General features: G+C 41.2%; 20 protein-coding genes, 1 pseudogene and 1 riboswitch. Of the genes and pseudogenes, 6 read left to right on the top strand and 15 right to left on the bottom strand.

Translation table 11 applies throughout. From position 1 onward, the window contains the following. Nucleotides 1–15: 15 nt before the first annotated feature. From CU635_RS17195 to CU635_RS17175, 5 genes are all read right to left on the bottom strand, one after another. Nucleotides 16–1,968, bottom strand: a complete 1,953-nt coding sequence (locus CU635_RS17195; protein WP_101578617.1) for a DUF6449 domain-containing protein — start codon at nucleotides 1,966–1,968, stop codon at nucleotides 16–18. Next, the gene (locus CU635_RS17190; RefSeq protein WP_101578616.1) at nucleotides 1,943–2,842 is read right to left on the bottom strand and encodes an ABC transporter ATP-binding protein; all 900 of its coding nucleotides are present in this window, start codon (nucleotides 2,840–2,842) and stop codon (nucleotides 1,943–1,945) included. Before CU635_RS17190 ends, CU635_RS17195 begins: the two co-directional genes overlap by 26 nt. Before the next feature lie 2 nt (nucleotides 2,843–2,844). Further along, a complete protein-coding gene (locus CU635_RS17185; RefSeq protein ID WP_101578615.1) occupies nucleotides 2,845–3,225 on the bottom strand; it encodes a GntR family transcriptional regulator in 381 nt (126 codons plus the stop codon). A gap of 189 nt (nucleotides 3,226–3,414) precedes the next feature. Then, nucleotides 3,415–4,569 (bottom strand): acyl-CoA dehydrogenase family protein, encoded by a 1,155-nt coding sequence (locus CU635_RS17180; RefSeq protein WP_101578614.1) that lies wholly within the window; start codon nucleotides 4,567–4,569, stop codon nucleotides 3,415–3,417. An 88-nt stretch (nucleotides 4,570–4,657) separates the two neighbouring features. Beyond that, the gene (locus tag CU635_RS17175; protein ID WP_101578613.1) at nucleotides 4,658–5,053 is read right to left on the bottom strand and encodes a VOC family protein; all 396 of its coding nucleotides are present in this window, start codon (nucleotides 5,051–5,053) and stop codon (nucleotides 4,658–4,660) included. Nucleotides 5,054–5,323: 270 nt separating this feature from the next. On the opposite strand from CU635_RS17175, the gene CU635_RS17170 reads away from it, so the two are divergent. Continuing rightward, on the top strand, nucleotides 5,324–6,157 hold the full coding sequence (locus CU635_RS17170; protein ID WP_101578612.1) for an undecaprenyl-diphosphate phosphatase: 834 nt from the start codon (nucleotides 5,324–5,326) through the stop codon (nucleotides 6,155–6,157). A gap of 150 nt (nucleotides 6,158–6,307) precedes the next feature. Here CU635_RS17170 and CU635_RS17165 read toward each other — a convergent pair whose 3' ends face one another. Both CU635_RS17165 and CU635_RS17160 read right to left on the bottom strand, forming a co-directional pair. Continuing rightward, a complete protein-coding gene (locus CU635_RS17165; protein WP_101578611.1) occupies nucleotides 6,308–7,648 on the bottom strand; it encodes an ABC transporter permease in 1,341 nt (446 codons plus the stop codon). Continuing rightward, entirely contained in the window at nucleotides 7,645–8,334 is a 690-nt protein-coding gene (locus tag CU635_RS17160) for an ABC transporter ATP-binding protein (RefSeq protein WP_101578610.1), read from the bottom strand. The genes CU635_RS17165 and CU635_RS17160 overlap by 4 nt, the downstream gene beginning before the upstream one ends. A 233-nt stretch (nucleotides 8,335–8,567) precedes the next feature. Here CU635_RS17160 and CU635_RS17155 point away from each other — a divergent pair, with 233 nt between their 5' ends. The 3 genes from CU635_RS17155 to CU635_RS17145 are packed head-to-tail and all read left to right on the top strand — an operon-like array spanning nucleotide 8,568 to nucleotide 10,857. Next, complete coding sequence (locus CU635_RS17155) at nucleotides 8,568–9,407, top strand: amino acid ABC transporter substrate-binding protein (RefSeq protein WP_281258890.1); 840 nt, start codon at nucleotides 8,568–8,570, stop codon at nucleotides 9,405–9,407. Further along, nucleotides 9,394–10,095: an amino acid ABC transporter permease gene (locus tag CU635_RS17150; protein ID WP_180956508.1), complete on the top strand. Its 702-nt coding sequence runs from the start codon at nucleotides 9,394–9,396 to the stop codon at nucleotides 10,093–10,095. The genes CU635_RS17155 and CU635_RS17150 overlap by 14 nt, the downstream gene beginning before the upstream one ends. Before the next feature lie 27 nt (nucleotides 10,096–10,122). Then, on the top strand, nucleotides 10,123–10,857 hold the full coding sequence (locus CU635_RS17145; RefSeq protein ID WP_101578607.1) for an amino acid ABC transporter ATP-binding protein: 735 nt from the start codon (nucleotides 10,123–10,125) through the stop codon (nucleotides 10,855–10,857). A gap of 100 nt (nucleotides 10,858–10,957) precedes the next feature. Here CU635_RS17145 and CU635_RS17140 read toward each other — a convergent pair whose 3' ends face one another. The 4 genes and pseudogenes from CU635_RS17140 to CU635_RS17130 form a co-directional block, all read right to left on the bottom strand. Further along, entirely contained in the window at nucleotides 10,958–11,197 is a 240-nt protein-coding gene (locus tag CU635_RS17140; RefSeq protein ID WP_101578606.1) for a hypothetical protein, read from the bottom strand. A 41-nt stretch (nucleotides 11,198–11,238) separates the two neighbouring features. After that, nucleotides 11,239–11,391 carry a hypothetical protein gene (locus CU635_RS24400; RefSeq protein WP_373270863.1) on the bottom strand — a complete coding sequence of 51 codons (153 nt, stop codon included), beginning with the start codon at nucleotides 11,389–11,391 and terminating at the stop codon, nucleotides 11,239–11,241. After that, a pseudogene (locus CU635_RS17135) lies at nucleotides 11,319–11,600 on the bottom strand (DUF3817 domain-containing protein); the annotation flags it as partial. The gene CU635_RS24400 and the pseudogene CU635_RS17135, both read right to left, overlap by 73 nt. 102 nt (nucleotides 11,601–11,702) lie before the next feature. Continuing rightward, nucleotides 11,703–12,254: an HAD hydrolase-like protein gene (locus CU635_RS17130; RefSeq protein ID WP_101578604.1), complete on the bottom strand. Its 552-nt coding sequence runs from the start codon at nucleotides 12,252–12,254 to the stop codon at nucleotides 11,703–11,705. A gap of 249 nt (nucleotides 12,255–12,503) precedes the next feature. On the opposite strand from CU635_RS17130, the gene CU635_RS17125 reads away from it, so the two are divergent. Both CU635_RS17125 and CU635_RS17120 read left to right on the top strand, forming a co-directional pair. After that, on the top strand, nucleotides 12,504–14,240 hold the full coding sequence (locus tag CU635_RS17125; RefSeq protein ID WP_101578603.1) for an AAA family ATPase: 1,737 nt from the start codon (nucleotides 12,504–12,506) through the stop codon (nucleotides 14,238–14,240). Nucleotides 14,241–14,444: 204 nt separating this feature from the next. Next, entirely contained in the window at nucleotides 14,445–15,464 is a 1,020-nt protein-coding gene (locus CU635_RS17120; protein ID WP_101578602.1) for an STAS domain-containing protein, read from the top strand. A gap of 109 nt (nucleotides 15,465–15,573) precedes the next feature. Here the strand turns inward: CU635_RS17120 and CU635_RS17115 are convergent, their stop codons facing one another. The 4 genes from CU635_RS17115 to CU635_RS17100 form a co-directional block, all read right to left on the bottom strand. Next, nucleotides 15,574–16,383 carry an alpha/beta hydrolase family protein gene (locus CU635_RS17115; RefSeq protein WP_101578601.1) on the bottom strand — a complete coding sequence of 270 codons (810 nt, stop codon included), beginning with the start codon at nucleotides 16,381–16,383 and terminating at the stop codon, nucleotides 15,574–15,576. 14 nt (nucleotides 16,384–16,397) lie between these two features. Next, the gene (locus CU635_RS17110) at nucleotides 16,398–16,562 is read right to left on the bottom strand and encodes a Fur-regulated basic protein FbpA (RefSeq protein WP_245917505.1); all 165 of its coding nucleotides are present in this window, start codon (nucleotides 16,560–16,562) and stop codon (nucleotides 16,398–16,400) included. Between the two features lie 121 nt (nucleotides 16,563–16,683). After that, a riboswitch (SAM riboswitch) is annotated at nucleotides 16,684–16,789 on the bottom strand. Between the two features lie 167 nt (nucleotides 16,790–16,956). Then, nucleotides 16,957–17,784 carry an aldo/keto reductase gene (locus tag CU635_RS17105; protein ID WP_101578600.1) on the bottom strand — a complete coding sequence of 276 codons (828 nt, stop codon included), beginning with the start codon at nucleotides 17,782–17,784 and terminating at the stop codon, nucleotides 16,957–16,959. A 133-nt stretch (nucleotides 17,785–17,917) separates the two neighbouring features. Beyond that, a complete protein-coding gene (locus CU635_RS17100; protein WP_101578599.1) occupies nucleotides 17,918–18,265 on the bottom strand; it encodes a hypothetical protein in 348 nt (115 codons plus the stop codon). Between the last annotated feature and the right edge of the window lie 159 nt (nucleotides 18,266–18,424).

Raw genomic sequence — 18,424 nt, 5'->3', positions numbered from 1 at the left:
CCTATGCCCCCAAATCTATTTATCAAAATGGTCTTTAATAAACTCTGGTAACTTATTCTCTTTAAGACTAGTAATTTCATAATTTCCTTTTTCATGATAGTAGATCGCGGCAATAAATGCTCCGTCGATATGCGTCTCAGCCGCTGTTATCATGCTGCTGATTTCATCTTTGTTCTCAATCTTAAGGACCTTCCCTTCCTCCTCAAGCTTTTTCAGCAATGTATGATCATCAAAAGCTATATAAGGATCCGGTACCAAATCCTGTTTATCTGCAACAAGGATATAATTTATATCCTCAGGCAGCAAGCTGGCCTCGGCAAGCAAATTTTTGTCATCAAGCCACTGTTCAAACTGTTTGTAAGACCGCTTCCATTCAAAAAAGATTCGTTTGTCATTGTCAAGCAATAATTCAACATCGGAGTTAATGTAAGCGAAATGATTCATTTGCTCATACGTTTCCAGTTTTGCATCCTCTTTTAGAATCGTGATTGCTTCCTTGATGTCTTTGCTATCAGCGATGACAGCATTCTTGGTCCTCATCCCTCTCGGGGTAATCGTAATCTTGTCTACTTCCTCTGTGTCTACCAGAAATATTTCATTGGATGCATTCTTGTATTCTGTTGATTCTCTAATAGGTTTCAGTAATTCATCAAAGTCGTTTCTATTAACTTCATATTCGCGTACGACTTTTTTGCCGTTTTCTAGTTCATAGGCGAAAAAAATTGATTCCTTTTTTGTTGATCGGGTATTAACGATGCTACGATGAAGGTCCAAAACCGCCTTCACGTTCTCGGGTTCTTTTAATGTAAACGTTAGCTCGCTTTCAAAATCTTCACTATTAGCGTAGTGATACGGTACATCACTGAAGTATACTTGTTTTACTTCTGAAAGTTCAGGAATATTTTTTTCATATAGATTAAAAATTAACTGGGATGCTGCGAAGGATAGCAACATCACTGCGACGAATATGAAATAACCTTTTACATTCGTAAAAACACGCCACGTTTTTTGCAAAACCATCTCGGCAATGAAATAGCCAATGATCGATCCCGCAATATAACCGAATATCCACCATGAAGATTTCATGCCAATATTGCCAAAGTAGATGCCCCCAAGCAGCATAAAACAAATGGCAGCTCCGTATTTAAACACTGGCGTTAGCTTTTCGAAGGCAATCGCCTGCGAAACGGCCTCGACCTGTCTCTTTTTATAAAAAAATAATGAACCGGCGTATAACAGTCCAATTAAAATAGCATAAACAGTTGCTATTCCTGGAGATAGAACCCGTGATTCCAAAACCATCGCATGAGTTAATGGCGAATATGTCTCTATTTTGGTATGTAAGTAATAACTATCAGGGAATCCTAACAGAAAAAAACCGAGACTTGAAACCAACAGAAAGACGATTCCAGCAGGGAACACCAAGAAAACATATGATAGAACTCCATGCACTGCGGTGATTCCCGTAAACATTCCGACAAAAACACCAGCCAGGAAGAGCACAAGGCTGATAAGAACAGTTACTCCACCCCAGTAAAAAATCTCATCAATCCCGAAATACAGATTTAAATCGAGGACTTTGTATAATATCAATACGATCAACATAGTTAGGATCACCGGAACTACCAATAATACGGCACCTGTTAATGTGTATTGATGAAAGATTCTGCTTCTCGTCATTGGCAGGCTGTGCATCAAATCGGCAGGCTGTTTGACATGCAAAAATCGAAACAGAAATATCGCCATTAAAATCGGGACCGATAAGATAAACAGCATTTGTATAGGAAAATCCACCTGGAACAGGTTTTCATACTTTTGATAGTTTGGATATTCACTTGATACTTGCATCAGGAGCCTTAAAGGCAAAGCAACAACGAGGCCAAGTAAATAAACAATGCCGACCCAGCCAACACTTCTTGTGATCTGGCGGACTATTTCTCTATTAAACAAGGATATTCTTGATAGCATATCCGACATCCCCCATTTCGTATATGAAAATTTCCTCTAAAGTCAGCGAAAGCATATCGAAGATGACCGGATTGTATTTTTCAATATATGCTGCTATTTCTGGTTCTTTACCTCTCACGATGCACAACAGGACGCTCCCTCTTATCTCTTTATGCAATATCGCCAGATCAGAGTATAGCTGTTCAGGAATAGCGCCTTTAAAGGCTAACTGAATTTTGTGGACATCGGCTTTCAGATCATCAAGCTCTTGTTCAAAAAGCAAGCGTCCTTTATGAAGAATCCCGACATGGTCACAAATGTCCTCAAGCTCCCTCAAGTTATGGGAAGAGATTAAAACCGTCATCTCCCTGTCAGCGACCTCGTCAATGATCAGGCTTTTTACCTTTTTGCGAATAACTGGATCAAGTCCATCCATAGGTTCATCTAATATGAGGATTTCCGGCATCGTAGACAGAGCGAGCCAGAAAGCAGCCTGACGTTGAAGTCCTTTCGAAAATTTATGTATTTTTCTGTTGATGTCCATTTCAAAGACTTGTGCCAACTGTTTAAAACGCTCATCGTCCCAGCGGGAATAAACGCTTTTATAAAAATCGGCCATCTGTCGGATCGTATATTGCGAGAAGAAATAAGGTGCATCCGGAATGAAGAAAATCCGATCTTTTATTTCCGGGTTTTCAAAAATATTTTTGTCATCGATCAGAACTTGGCCTTCATCAGCCCTAAGAATTCCGGCAAGCAGCTTTAAAACCGTAGTTTTTCCCGCACCATTTGAACCGAGCAGCCCGTATATTGAACCGTGGTTAACCTTTATATCTACCCTATAAACAGCCTCAATGTCTTCATATGATTTAGTGACGCCCTTTAATTGAATCATCGTTATTTTCCTCCCTGAATGGAAGTATCCAATTCGGTAATTATGGTGAAAAGTTCGCTGACTGGCACTCCGAGATACAATGCTTCAGAAAGCAGCTTGATCAGCTCCTTTTTTACTTTAGCGATTTTTTCGGTATTGATCGTTTCATTAGAAGGATTGACGAAGCTTCCTTTCCCTTTGACGGAGTATATATAGCCCTGTAGTTCAAGCTCACGATACGCTTTCTGAATCGTATTCGGATTGATCGTCAACTGCTGCGCCAACGTTCTCACAGATGGCAGCTGCTCATCTGCGCCAAGTACTTCATTTATAATCAGTTCCTTTAGCTTGTCGACTAACTGTTCATAGATCGGCTGCCGGCTTCTCAAGTCTAATTCAAACATTCGCACCCTCCTAACTGTATTAGGTGTACTATTTCAAGTAATACAGTTAGATTATATAATATGGTATACCATATGGGAAGATATTTTTTTGATAAATTTTAGTTCAAGTAAGGATCTTCAGGAGTATGCAGATTTACAGATAATAAAGAAACTCGCCGTTTGGCGAGTGCTGTTTATGCATGTATACCTTTATTTTTTCTGTACTTGAATAGCATGTTGAGCAAGCAAATTAATCGTCATATCATCCATCGGTGGATTGTGAAGCCCGGCGCGGACATCGCGGTAGTAGCGCTGCAATGGACTCTTTGCCGAAAGGCTTCTTGCGCCGACAACTCGCATCGCAAGATCAACTGCCTTGATAGCTGAGTTGGTAACAGCATGTTTGACTGCGCCAAGCTCCGGAAGAAGGCCGTTTCGTTTATTTTCATCTGATTCATCCCATAATTTTGCTACGGAGTAGAGAAAATGTCTGGATCTCATCAATTCGAGTTCAATCTCGCCTATTTTTTGACGAACATTAGGCAGGTCAATGATTGAGCCATCAATGCTATTAGGTGAATAGCTTTGCGAAAACTTGATTGCGTGAGATTGAGCAGCTTGCGCAATGCCCAAATAGCATGCCGGGATATGGAGAAGCCAGCCGTTGGCCCGTTGACCAGACTTTCCAAGCTTTTCGACCAGGAACTGATCTTCAACAATGACGTTTTCAAGAATTAAATCATGACTGCCAGTGCCCCGCATCGAAATACTGTCCCAGGTTTCTTCAATTCTGAGCCCTGAAGCGGAACGTGGTATCAAGAAGTTCGCTATTTCTTCGCTTTCTTTTAACGTTGCGGTGACAATAAAAAAATCCAATACCGGCGCCAACGTCGTAAACGTTTTGCGGCCATTAATCGTCCATGTCTGCCCTTGTTTTTCCGCAGTTGTCTGTGGCTTGCCTCCTCTCGTCGGGCTTCCGGTTCCTGGTTCTGTAGCAGCAGCGTTAATGATCGCTCCCTTTTTTACTTCTTCACAAAGAAATTGGAACAATGATTCGTCCCACAGCCTTTTTTCACTTAAATTTTTGATAATACCCATATGCCACCCGATTCCGAGAGCTGTGGAACCATCTCCTTCAGCAATTTTCTCCTGCAGCCGTACAAGCTCATACAGAGAAATTTCCTTGCCTCCATATTCCTGTGAAACCGTTAACGCTGTGTATCCTGTACGCTTAAGATCATCGAAGTTTTGAAACGGGAACTCTCCGCTATCATTGTTGCGATTTGCCCGTTCTGAAAAGTCTTCCTTTAGGCTGTCCATACATTTCAGACGTTCGTCTGTACCTTTTAGTTCTGCGAAATTCATTATGTACCCTCCGACTTTTTATCTTTTACATAGCGTATTGATTCTATCCTAAATTAAAATTATAAGTCAGCTATGATTACTTACGTTCTCATGTAGCAACCAGTTCAACTTTAATCCGATCGGGATCTTCAAAATAAATAGCGTAATGGTCAGGTCCACCCGCATAGGGCGATTGATCCGCATACAGGAGCGGGATTCCTTGTGCGGCTAACTTTGCGGCCATTTCATCAACGCGTTCTCTTCCGCCTGCATGGAAAGCAAGATGATTGAGACCGGTTCGCCGCCGGTGATATGGAACATCGAGGTATTTGTCTTCTGTTTGTACGAACACAATATAAGTATCACCTAATTTCCAACTTACTCCTTTGTCCCATTTCTGAAACGGCTGATATTTTAGTTCAGCCAATATCCATTCCCAAAATTCGCTGCTCTTTTTTAAATCTGAAACATATATTTCCAGATGATGAATTAGGCCTGCTGCCATGCTGGATCCCTCCTTTTATTGTTTGTGGCAAAACCTCTTCTATATAACGACATTATCCCCTAGTTTTTGTGCTATTTTTACAGGTAAGATAGATGATTTTGTCTTTTCCTGCGCTTTCCCGAGAAATAAATTCTAATTATTTCTCGATTCAAATAATAATAGTTTCTATTTCCTGTCTCTTAAATTAATGATATAGTAAATTTTCGGACAGTGCTTCAATTATGACTCGTTAAAGCCTTAACATATGTAAATTTAATTTGGGGTGTTTCAATGAACTTGTGGGAAATTTTCGTAGCAATCGTTTTGGGAATTGTTGAGGGACTGACGGAGTTTATTCCGGTTTCCTCGACAGGACATATGATTATTGTTGATGACTTGATGTTTAAATCAAAAGAATTGTTTTCAAAGGAAGTGGCGAACACTTTCAAAGTGGTAATCCAGCTGGGATCCATTTTGGCGGTTGTGATCATTTTTAGAGAACGATTCAAAGAGTTGCTAGGTTTGAAAAAGGGATCTGCGGGCGGCACTGCTTCTTCGGGACCAAGACTCCAGCTCAAACATGTGATTGTCGGGCTTTTCCCCGCTGCGTTTTTTGGTTTCTTGTTGGAAGATACAATTGACACACATTTGTTTTCGGTCTATACCGTTCTCATCGGACTTGTCATCGGTGCTGTTTTCATGTTAATTGCTGACTTCCTCCCTAATAAAGTGACAACCACACATTCGGTTGACCAAATCACCTGGAAGCAGGCGATTGGTGTCGGTTTATTCCAGTGTATTGCGTTATGGCCAGGATTTTCCCGTTCCGGGTCAACGATTTCCGGCGGCGTGATCCTTGGAATGAGCCACCGGGCCGCATCCGATTTTACGTTCATCATGGCGGTTCCGATTATGCTCGGTGCAAGCGGACTTTCATTATTAAAAAACTGGCAGTTTATCACGATTGACGCCTTGCCATTTTTTATTGCAGGTTTTATCAGTGCCTTTATTTTTGCGATGATTTCGATTCGCTTCTTCTTGGCGCTTATCAATAAAATAAAGCTTGTCCCGTTTGCAATCTACCGGATCGTGCTTGCTGCTGTTATCTATATTGTATTTTTATAAGCTGGAAAAGGCTGCTTCCAATTATCGGGAAGCAGCCTTTTCATTAAAAATATTTGTAACATAAAACAACCCAATTTCCACTTATCTCGTTAAAAATTGATATGAAAAAGCTATCCAAGTGAAATAAATCGCTTCACAAGTATTTAACTATTAAACTTCTCTTCGCAGCGCTTTCAGTACATCAACCCGGGTCGCTCTTTGGGCAGGGCGATAGCCTGATAGAATTGTAACGGCGTAGCAAATGATCACACAGATAAGCGGCAGTGTAACAGGAATATAGCTGAACATAAGACCTTCCGGAAGCTCCTGGCCAAACGAGCTGCTAATAATGATCGGGAGCAGATAATTTACTATGTAGCTTAACCCGTATGAGACGATCGTGCCAATGAAGGCACCAGCAATGCCGATATAGCTGCTTTCCAGCAGGAAAATGCGCTTAATTGTTCCTGGATTTGCACCGATCGCTTTCATAATCCCGATATCGGGGGCACGTTCGGTCACGGCCATTGTCATCGTATTGTAAATTCCGATTGATGCAATTAGAATCGCAATCGTTCCAACAAAGATGAGCCCGGCTTTAATAACGGTGAAAACCTTATTGACCTCTTCCATCTCACTCACAACAGAGTAAGTTGGATAGTTTTCTTGTTTAAGCGAATCCGTAATAGCCTGGACAGCTTCAAGATTCACAGCGTAAATTTTAACATAATCATAGCTCTGACTATCCACTTCCGGGCTCTCTTCCTCACCCTGGCTCTTAATCATTCCCCGTGGAGTTCCAGTAAACTCTTCGATCTCTGATAATGTTTTCTCTGAAATAAACACGTTTTGATCGATCATCCATTCTCTGCCCGGTTTTTTACCGATTCCGACTACGGTGAGAGGAATCACCTTTTTCTGCTCCTGTCCATCAACATATTGGATCACGGTAAGGTTAAGTTGTTTCCCGACAAGATCCTTTGTATATCGAAATTCTTCTTTCACTTTGCCTGTTTCATCATACAGTTCCTCTTGTTTGGCATCTTTATTGGCCAGTGATTCGACAAAATCATACCCTACCACAATTTCATTATCCGCTTCAGGCAAGCGGCCCTTTGATAGCTCAAAGCCTGCCTTTACCTCCGATGGCACATGGGTAACAATTGTTTCGGCAGATGTTTGATAGTTGTCAATTTCGTAGTTTCCCTGCTGCATCAAAACCTGTCTTCTAGTCACCGCTTTTACATTGTCGATCGACTCAAAATACTTGATATCTTTGTCTGTTAGCGGCAGAAAGGTACCATTTTCTTCTTTTCCCGGCACCTCTATTTCCGTGACCGCGCGATCCTCGGTCATACCTTTGATAATTGTTTTATGAAGGCCGAATCCTACCGATGCAAGCACAATTAAGAAGGCGCATCCCATTGCTGTAGCCAGTATTGTCATAAACAGTCTCGTTTTATTTTTTTTCATATTTTGGCGGACAAATCTGAACTGGTCCTTTAGTTTCATATCAAGGCCCCCTCTAAAATTTGACCGTCAACTATTTCGATCGTCCGGTTCCCGATTTCTGCTACTTTTTCATCATGAGTAATGATTAAAAAAGTAATCTTCATTTCCTGATTTAATTGTTTGATAAACTTTAACAGATCCTGCTCCGTCTCGCTATCCAGACTCCCGGTCGGTTCATCTGCAAGAATCAACGGTGCGCCGGCGACAAGTGCTCTTGCAATGCTAACCCGTTGCTGTTGGCCTCCGGATAATTCGCTTGGATAGTGATCTCCGTACTCCGCCAGACCGACTTTTGCAAGGACGGCCAATGCTTTTTCACGGCGTTCCATCTCGCCCAGCCCTTTTAAAATAAGAGGCAATTCAATATTTTCATAGGCCGTCATACTCGGAATCAGCTGGAAGCTTTGAAAGATAAACCCGATATGGTTTAAACGAAAATCGGCAAATTTCGTTTCGTTCAGGCTGGTCGCCTTTACATCATCGATCCAAATCTCACCGCTGTCGGGGGAAATGAAACCGGCGATTAAATTTAAAAGAGTTGATTTTCCACTCCCGCTTCGCCCAACAATTGTTACGATCTCCCCCTGATTAACCGAAAACGAGACATCCTTTAAAACAGGGATGCTTGTTTTCTTGTCCTTTTTCCCAATGCGAAAAGCATGGGATAGATTCTTTACTTCTATCATTCTGTTTCCTCCTGCTCCAAAAATCGTTTCACCTTATAGACGAACAAAATCGATTTTCCCCTACAATCTTTTTAAAATTTCTTATTTTGCTGGCTAAAAGTTTATTTAGAAAAGGATGATTTACTCCGATTTGGAAACGATAGTAACGGATAAATATTCTTTGACAGGGTATAGGACATATACTATGATAACTAATGCCGATAAAAACTATCAGAATTAGGGAGGAATCATTTTTGAAAAAGCTTACACTTTTATTTGCACTGTTATTAAGTTTTATGCTGATCCTTTCCGCATGCGGAACGAATGATAATAACAATGAAGCTGGAAATAATCAAGAAAATAATGCTGCTGAAGGTGGCAAAACAGAGGAAGATTTACTGGCCAAGGTAAAAGAGGATGGTAAATTATTGATCGGTACAGAAGGTACATATCCTCCATTTTCATTTCATGATGATAAAGGCGAATTAACCGGCTTTGATGTTGAGTTAGCGACAGAAGTTTCGAACCGGCTCGATGTGGAACCTGTCTTTATGGAAACGCAGTGGGACGCGATGTTTGCCGGGCTTGATTCAAAGCGTTTTGATATGATCGCCAACCAGGTTGGAATTAAGCCGGACCGCGAAGAAAAATATGATTTTTCAAAGCCTTATATTACATCTGCAGCTGTGTTGATTACGCGTGAAGATAATACTGACATCAGCAGTTTTGAAGATCTCGAAGGGAAAAAGTCTGCCCAATCGATGACAAGCAACTATGCTGAGCTTGCCAAATCGTATGGTGCAGAAATTGTTGGAGTTGAAGGCTTTAACCAGGCAATTGAGCTTTTAAATTCAAATCGTGTCGATGCTACGATCAACGACAAGCTTTCGTTTCTTGACTTTACAAATAAAAGACCGGATGCTCCGATTAAAATTGCGGCAACATCTGAAGACGCAGCCCAAAGCGGTTTGATGTTCCGTAAAGGCAGCGAGACGCTTGTTGAAGAAGTAAACAACGCTTTAGATGAAATCATTGCAGATGGCACATATGAACAAATCTCCAAGAAATGGTTTGGCGAAAATGTACTTGAATAGCATTTTCCTTGATCCCGATAGAACTGAGCGCCTTATTGAAATTGCGAGGAGTTCCCTCCAGCCGCTGCTGGAGGGGGCTATTTTTAATACAATACCTTTAACGATTATCTCGTTTATTATTGGATTAATACTGGCGATATTGACAGCACTGGCGAGAATCTCAACCATAAAGCCTTTGCAAACGTTCGCCAGAGTCTATGTTTCTGCCATCAGGGGAACACCTCTGCTCGTCCAATTATTTATCATTTTCTACGGGCTGCCCACGGCTGGAATCGTGATTGACCCGTTTCCAGCAGCTGTTATAGCTTTTTCATTGAATGTTGGTGCCTACGCATCTGAAATTATCCGGGCCTCAATATTATCGGTTCCGAAGGGGCAATGGGAAGCCGGCTACTCGATCGGGATGTCTTATTCGCAAATTTTGCGGCGGATTATCCTTCCCCAGGCTTCGAGAGTATCAATCCCTCCCCTTTCAAATACATTTATCAGTCTGGTCAAAGATACTTCGCTTGCTGCGCTTATTCTCGTTACGGAAATGTTTAGGCGGGCTCAGGAAATTGCCGCGACCAACTATGAATTTCTCCTTCTTTATACAGAAGCGGCACTCATCTACTGGATTATTTGCTTCCTCCTTTCCATCGTTCAAGGAAAACTCGAGGGTCGGTTTGATCGTTATGTATCAAGATGAGACTTTTAACATGGAAGGAGAAGAACTATGATTTCTGTTAATGATTTATACAAACGCTTTGATACGCTGGAAGTTTTAAAAGGAATAGATCTTGAGGTTGAAAAAGGAAAAGTTGTCGTTGTGATTGGCCCTTCCGGTTCAGGAAAAACTACTTTGCTTCGTTGTTTAAACCTGCTGGAAACACCGACAGCCGGCACGATTGCGATTGAGGATAAAAGGATCGATTTTTCCGAGAAGCTCCAGAAAAAAAACATAGCGGCTTTTCGCAGGATGACAGGGATGGTTTTTCAAAACTATAATCTGTTCCCTCATATGACTGCTTTGGAAAATGTAATGGAAGGCCCTGTTACGGTCAAAGGACAATCCAAAGCTGAGGCGCGAAAATCGGCAGAGGCACTACTTGCCAAGGTTGGCTTAGCTGACAAATTCGGTTTCTATCCGTTCCAATTATCCGGCGGCCAGCAGCAGCGGGTCGGGATTGCGAGGGGCCTGGCGATGGAACCGAAAGTCATGCTTTTTGATGAGCCTACTTCTGCACTTGATCCTGAGCTTGTCGGAGAAGTGTTGAAAGTCATGAAGGATCTTGCAAACGAGGGGAAAACGATGGTTGTCGTTACACATGAAATGCGCTTTGCCAGGGAAGCGGCAGATGAAGTCATTTTCATGGATGGCGGAGTAATCGTTGAACGCGGCCGACCTGCAGAAATTTTCACAAACCCGCAAGAACCGCGTACAAAGCAATTCCTGAATTTAATCCAATAGGCCAAACCCCATGCTTTACATTAGCATGGGGTTTTTCGCATTAAAGAAGGCATTGTTTTTTAAAAATCAATCCAGTTCAGTTAGGGATCATTTTGGCATATTAATTTCTCTTTTTGATAAAAAGTCGTTTACCATCATGTTGCATGATTTTATATTTAAATTGGCGAAACAGAAAGTTTTCTAAATACCGGATTGAATATTCGCTGTTCATTTTTTTACCTTGCGACACATCGCTAAGCTTTTCGATTGATTTAACCAAAAAGAGATAGTCAGGACCATTTTTAAATTCTTCAACCATTTTTCTGGCTTTTTCGTTAACATAATGATCATGCTTATCCATAGGCAACACCCCAGCAATGATGGTCTGTATTTTAGTTACCTTTATTCCCTTTTATATTTTAGATAAACATCTGCTCTATTTTTAAAAAATATAAAGAACCCGGTTCTTAAGCAATTCCGGACCGCTGTAAACGGATGTCGAGGATCATATTGCCAAACGGAATGAAAGCAACGACGACCGCACTGGCCACCCAAACAAACGACCAGCGAATTTTAAAGGTTGTATAAGCGATAATCAAAACATAAGCAATAAAGAAAAAACCATGAAGTGCTCCGACAACACTGACCACTTCCGGAAACCCTGCAAAGTATTTAAGTGGCATTGCAATAAATAAAAGTATCAACAATGAAGCACCTTCAATAAAGCCCATCAGCCTGAAGCGTCCGATCGGAGTTTTAAGCATATATCTTCCCTCCGCTTTTAATCATATTTCTAGTGCAGCAGAAACATAATATATTCACTATGTATACATTAGAATAATTTAGAAAAAAATTCAATGTTGGCTTTAAAAAATTTTAAATTCGGAGTAGCAAGAAAAACAATAGTCTGCATACTCGTTTGGATTTTGGAACGAACAGGTTGCCATTCCAAGTGCCCTGGCAGGAATTAAGTCCGTTTCCTGATCTCCGATTGCAAGTTGAATTCCATACCGTTTCTGTAGATACTCATAGGCATCAATATCGGGCTTTGGTGAATATCCATCATCTTCGGGACAAATTACTTCCATAAAAAAAGGTGAAAGGTCCCAGTAATCAAGCAATGCTTCAGTTGATCGCCGGTTCCTGTGCGTGACAAGAACATTAAGGTCCGCACGCAACAGGACATCTTGGACAAAAGGAAAGAGCGGTTTCCGATCATGGGCAAATATCCGTTCAATGTCACGGAATTCAGTGATTTTATAGGCAGGCACACCATAATCAGAGTAAGCTGTTCCATATTTTAAACGCGGCAGCACATCTTCCCGGTCTAAATCCTTTCCTGACACCTGGATGAATGCTTCAACAAGTGTCGGCCATGAATCGATGATTGTTCCGTCCAAATCCCATAACACTTTCATTTCTGCTTCCTCCTTTGCTCCACTCATGGTTCTATAAGGCTTGGGGGTTTCCGTGACGTTAACATTCATTTCTATTATAACCATAGGAAGATACCAAGAAAAGAAAATAATAGCTAGTCCGAGACAGCACATACCATTGCAATCAATTGATTACCAACATCCACCAATAAAGATTATGTCCTATTCCCTATTCAATTGGCCTCTCATTCTCTTATAATGGTATATAGATTCATGAAGGAGCTGAAGTGATTGAAATCTAATTCAAAGTTCAAACATAAAATTATTCCGCTCATCGCAGCGGTTATTGTTATAGTATCAGCATGTATTTGGATTATTCATGAGCCGGGTAAATTTACTGCTGTCCCTTTTTCCTCTATGGAAAAGATGATCCAACAACAGAACGGGAAGACGGTAACTTTGCACGAAGAGGCAAACGGCACATTAGAATTGACAACGGACAACGGGAAGTTTGTTTCGCAAATCCCGCCCGGAAGCCAAATGGCTACAAAGCTTGTTGAAAACTACAATGTTCAATATAGTTATTCTGCCGGCAGCGGCTATGGAAGTCTACTAATGGGCGGTCTGGTCATCTTGCTGGTTGCTACAGCGATCATTTTACAGAAAAAAGGAAGCTTTAGTGCCACAAAAACGAACAAACAAAGTGTGACGAAATCACGACCTCTTCCTTCCATCTCATTGAATGATGTCGGTGGTCTTCAGGATGAAATGAAAGAAGAAATCATCCAGACCCTCACAATATTAAAAGACTCGGATCGTTCTGCCAAAATTGGCATAAAGCCTCCAAAGGGAATCCTGCTGTACGGACCTCCCGGCACAGGCAAAACACTGCTTGCACAGGCGATTGCCCATGAACTCGGGGCAGCCTTCTTCTCAGCAAGCGGTTCCAGCTTCAATGAAATGTTTGTAGGTGTTGGTGCTTCCCGCGTTCGCAGCTTATTCCAAAACGCCCGCAAGCAGTCTCCCGCTGTTATATTCATAGACGAAGTGGATGCTCTTGCAGGTAAAAGAAAGCCCCACGGCGGTGAGGAAAGCGAGAAAACTTTAACTGAATTGCTCGTCCAGCTTGATGGCGGGCACTCCAATGATGGAATTTTATTTATTGCAGCAACCAACAGGAAGGATATGTTGGATGAAGCATTTCTCCGACCAGGCCGGATCGATTTTTCCTTCCATGTGCCGCTTCCTGATACAAAAGGACGCCGGGAGATTATCGACATCCATACGAAAGGGAAAAAACTTGCTGCTGACGTAATGGCATCTTTGAATGAGCTTTCTGAGAGCACATCAGGCTTTTCCGGTGCCGAATTGGAATCACTTTTTGAAACAGCAAGCAGGCGGGCTGTTCGTAACGGACAGGATTCGATCAAAAAAAATGATCTGGATTACGCTTTAGACCGAACGATTCTTGGCAGCACGTCACGGACATTACAGGATGCTGAAACGAAACGGCGTGTCGCTATTCATGAAGCTGGACATGCTCTTGTTGCCGCTTTAACAAAACCTGGCTCTGTCAGAAAAGCAACCATAATCCCGCGTGGAGATGCGCTTGGTTATGTGGCACCAATTCCAAAAGAGCTTCATCTGTCTACTACAAGCGAGCTTTTGGATCAAATCGCAATGATCCTCGCCGGCGGCTTGGCAGAAAGATTGCATTTAGGCGAGCATAGCATTGGGGTCAGCGGCGATGTCAAACAAGCGAAGCACATGATCGAGCAAATGGTTGACACCGGCTTGCTTCAGGAAGGTTTCTCGTTAACCTTTAATAAAGGGGAAAAAGAAGCGAAAATGCAAGCATTATTTGACGACGCCCTTGAAAAATCACAAACTTTAATCAAAGCACATGATTTCCAATTTCGTAATTTAGTAGCAGCCCTTCTCAAACAAGAGACACTCGAAGGCTATGAAATTGAGAGAATTATTACCGAAAGAGAAGTTATTAACAGTGACGAATTATTAAATGTCTAACAATCGGTCCCTGCCCGGGATCGGTTTTTTTGTGCGTTATATGTACAAGCGTGAACAATTATTATTAATACCGATATCGAGAAAATCTTGTTTTATGCTGGACCGAGAATTTTTTACCATCAATAATTCAATCCTTTCTTTTTTGCATTATCGTTTAATTTATATATAATGAATGCAAATATACGTTTGAGAGGAAGCAGGCAATTGGAAAACAAACCTTTAGAAATCGATGCAGGCGGATTAAATTTTCAATGGGATCTTGAGAATGGAACCTTTTTATTCGAAAAGGACGATGCAGTCCTATTTTGGATTTCGTCGGCAATGAAAACTTTTTTTGATGCAATTGAAGAAGTTTCTGGCGATGATGCAGCAAATCTTGTGATTCAAGCTGCGGGCTTTCGACAGGGAATCGTTGTTGGTGAATATTTCCAGAGTATGTCTTTACGTATAGAAGCAATCGTTTCAGCACTCACAAATACATATGCTTCTGCAGGCTGGGGCCGAATTGTTGTAGACGAAATTAGTGAAACCGACAAGACGGCTGTTATTCGAATGAAAAACTCATGGGAATATAAAATTAATAAAGCCCAGGAAAAGACCCGTGCCGGATCTTTTCTTCCCAGCCATTTTGCAGGCTTGCTGTCTGGTCTGTTTGGCGAGAATATCGGCTATAACATTCTCCAGAGCCAAATTGAGGGCGATGATTTTTGCAAGTTTGAATACTTCCCTTCTACCGTCACTGTTGACCAAAATATTCACCAACTTGCGAGAAGACGAGAAACAGAAGAGATTGAAAAGCTGGAAAAACTTGTTGAAGAACGAACAAAAAATTTAACGGATTTAATTAGCGATATTTCTTCACCGATTATTCCGGTCTTGGAGGAAATTGTCGTTGTTCCCCTGCTCGGTCAATATGATGATCTTCGTTCCGATGAGCTAATTGAAAAAACACTGCACCGCCTCCCCCATTACCAGGCAAAATATTTGGTTCTTGATTTGACGGCTTTACATCAAAGCTTGAATAATTATGCGATTGATTTAATCGTTAAACTTGCAGCTGCTGCCAGGTTGATTGGAACAGAGACGATTTTGGTCGGTATGTCTGCGGAGATCAGCATGCAAATTACGGAAGTAAAAGTGAAATTAAGCCAATACCATTGTTTTCAGACTTTGCAGCACGGCATTTACTATGCCCTATCACAACAAGGAAGAAGAATATTATAAAAGATCAGTGCCGGCTTTTAGTCGGCTCTGCTTTTTGGTGAGTGTAAGGGAACAATTAATAAGAAAAGCATAAAGCCATCATAGTTGTTATGCTTTTTGGTTAAATTTGTTAAGAAACATCAGAGAAACTGGATTCACTTTTTCTGGCTTTGATCCATGCCCTTGTCACCGAAATTAATTTAGAAAAGTGCTCAGCATCGGAAAATGTATGATTGGCACCGCTGATTTCTTTCCTTTGACATGTTCCTTTCCCTCTTTTAGAAAAAGCTTTTTCGTAGAGACGGCAATACTCTACCGGAATTTCATCATCATTGGTTCCGTGAATAAGCAGTACATTTCCGGTCAATTCCCGCGCCACGGTTAACGGCTTATACTTTTCCAAAGAGTTAAAAAAGTTATCTGTCAGGTAATAACCCAAATAGTCTACATGGCAAGATTTTGACAACTCCTGCAATCTCTCTTTCCCGACAATCATTTTAATATCAATGTCCGGATTTGCGACTGCTGACCAAAGAATCAGGTTACGAACTCTTGCATCCCCTGCTGCGGTCAACAAGGCCACCGCCCCTCCAAGACTGTGCCCCAATAAAAACACTTCTTCCACAATGAGGGCGTTCTGCTCAAAAGCATAATCAATAACTGCTTCTGTTTGCTCAATCAGCTCACAAAAACCATTTTTTCCATATTCACCAGAGCTTTCTCCACATCCAGCATAATCAAATCGCAGCACGGCACATTGATCAAGATTTAAATGTTGAGCCGTTTTAACAAACAGACGATCGACACCGATCCTGCTCCCGGTAAACCCATGGCAAATGATGACGAGTGGATAGGAAGCCCCTTGCTGAAATGATACGGGAAAATCAATCGAAGCAGCAAGCATTTGATTCTTCCATGGTATATTTATGTGACCGATCATAAATCCTCTTCCTCTCATTCAAAAATTTTTACATTCATAATTCTTTCATATTCCTCCGTGAGGTCATCGAGCGATAATTCAAACAGTTGGCGGTCCCCTTTTTTATAAATGCCGAGGTCCAGCAGCTTGGCGATGAAAATTTCCTTTTCCAGTTCGGCAGAACAATCTATTTTTTTCACTTTATACTTGCTCCTATTCTCATTTATTCCGATTGGTTTAGTGGGTTTTTGGTAAAATAAAAACCCCTTCCTATCGTCCATTCCGTAACAATAAGAAGAGGTTGGCGTTATATCCAATCCTGTCTTATCTGCCAAGCATAACGCTTGTTGGAATTGGCACAGTGCTCTTTAAGAGTCTGCTGCCGAGGTATCAAAGGGCCAAATCCCTCCACCTCTCTGGATAAGAAGTAAACATATGCGGTTATATTGTCATCTACTATATATGAAACGAGATTAATTGTCAATTTTTTAATGTGACAAAACCAGAAATTGGGCAACGCTTATCAAGAGAATGGGTCATCCATATATTCTCAATAACGAAACCGTTTTTCCTTTTATGAAATCAATTCTGTCATTAAAAATCAAAATTGTCTGGATCTGCTCCGACGCGACGGTTTTCATTTAAAGAGTTTATCTTTTCCATATCGTCCCGTGAAAGTTCGAAATCGAAAATGTTCGCATTTTCGATGATCCGATTTTCATTGATTGATTTAGGAATCGTAACTATTTCCCTCTGCAAATCCCAGCGAAGAATGACTTGTGCAGGTGATTTATCGTATTTAGCGCCAATTTCCTTCAGGACATTGTTATTCAGCAATTCACCTTGTGCCAATGGTGACCATGCTTCCATTTGGATGCCTTGATTTTTGCAAAACTCATGCAGCTCAATTTGTGCAAGCAATGGATGCAGCTCAACCTGATTGACCATCGGTTTAATTTCTGCATCTGCAAGAAGATCCTGTAGGTGGTGGATATGAAAATTACTTACGCCAATTGCGCGAACTCTTCCATCTTTATAAAGCTGCTCGAGAGCTCTCCAGGTTTCTTTATACTTCCCTTTGACCGGCCAGTGAATAAGATACAGATCTACATAGTCAAGCTCCAGCTTCTTTAAACTCGTTTCAAATGCATTTAGCGCAGAATCAAAGCCTTGGTCCGCGTTCCAAACTTTTGTCGTCACAAACAACTCTTCGCGGGGAACGCCCGATTCTTTGATTGCCTGGCCGACTCCTTCTTCGTTTTTATAAACTGCAGCAGTATCAACGTTCCGGTAACCCGCTTTTAACGCGGCCTTGACCGACTCGATGACTTCTTTACCCTCTTTGACTTTAAATACACCGAATCCGAACCATGGCATCTTTACTCCATTATGTAACGTAGTCGTATCTGTCAGGCTTCTCATACTTTTTTCCTCCTTATAAAAATTTCCATTTCATTTTCTCATATCTCATTCGAATTATGAAATAATTTGCTCGTTTTCGGAAAAAATTAAAAACCCATGCAGGGACACCGACACGGGCAGAAATTGTATAAATTTAGAAGGTTTGCACTGCATGAGTAGCCACTGGATTTGTTTCTTTCCGTTTTACTTCATCGATTTTATGTACAAACATTTGAAATACTTTTCTTTTTTCGTCAAGTTCACGCATATAATCCTTCAATTCCTGGTATTTTTCTTCAAAAGGCTTGTGGTATAGCTGGCGGATATTATTAATAATCTCATCATTAACCGTCGATTGAATCACTTGTTTTGTAATGCCGTATTTATATGAATACACCTTGAGATCTTGCTTTACTTCTTCATACTCTTTTTCTACGGCATCAAGCACTTCAGAAATTTCTTCTTTCCACTCATCAAGCGATTTTTGCAAATATGATTCCATAAATACCTCCAAGTTCTGCTATTAGTATTCATAGTTTAGCGGATTTATTTTACAAGCTGTTAACGATAACGTTACATTGATGTTTCATGTGGATTTTTGTTTTCCCCGAGTAGTGATCGACTTAAAACTAGCAACAGCAGGAAGTGGGTATAATGAACC

Origin of the sequence: Bacillus canaveralius, from assembly GCF_002860125.1 — a bacterium.
Lineage (GTDB): Bacteria > Bacillota > Bacilli > Bacillales > Cytobacillaceae > Bacillus_BJ > Bacillus_BJ canaveralius.
This window is presented reverse-complemented; position numbering and strand designations above follow the sequence as displayed.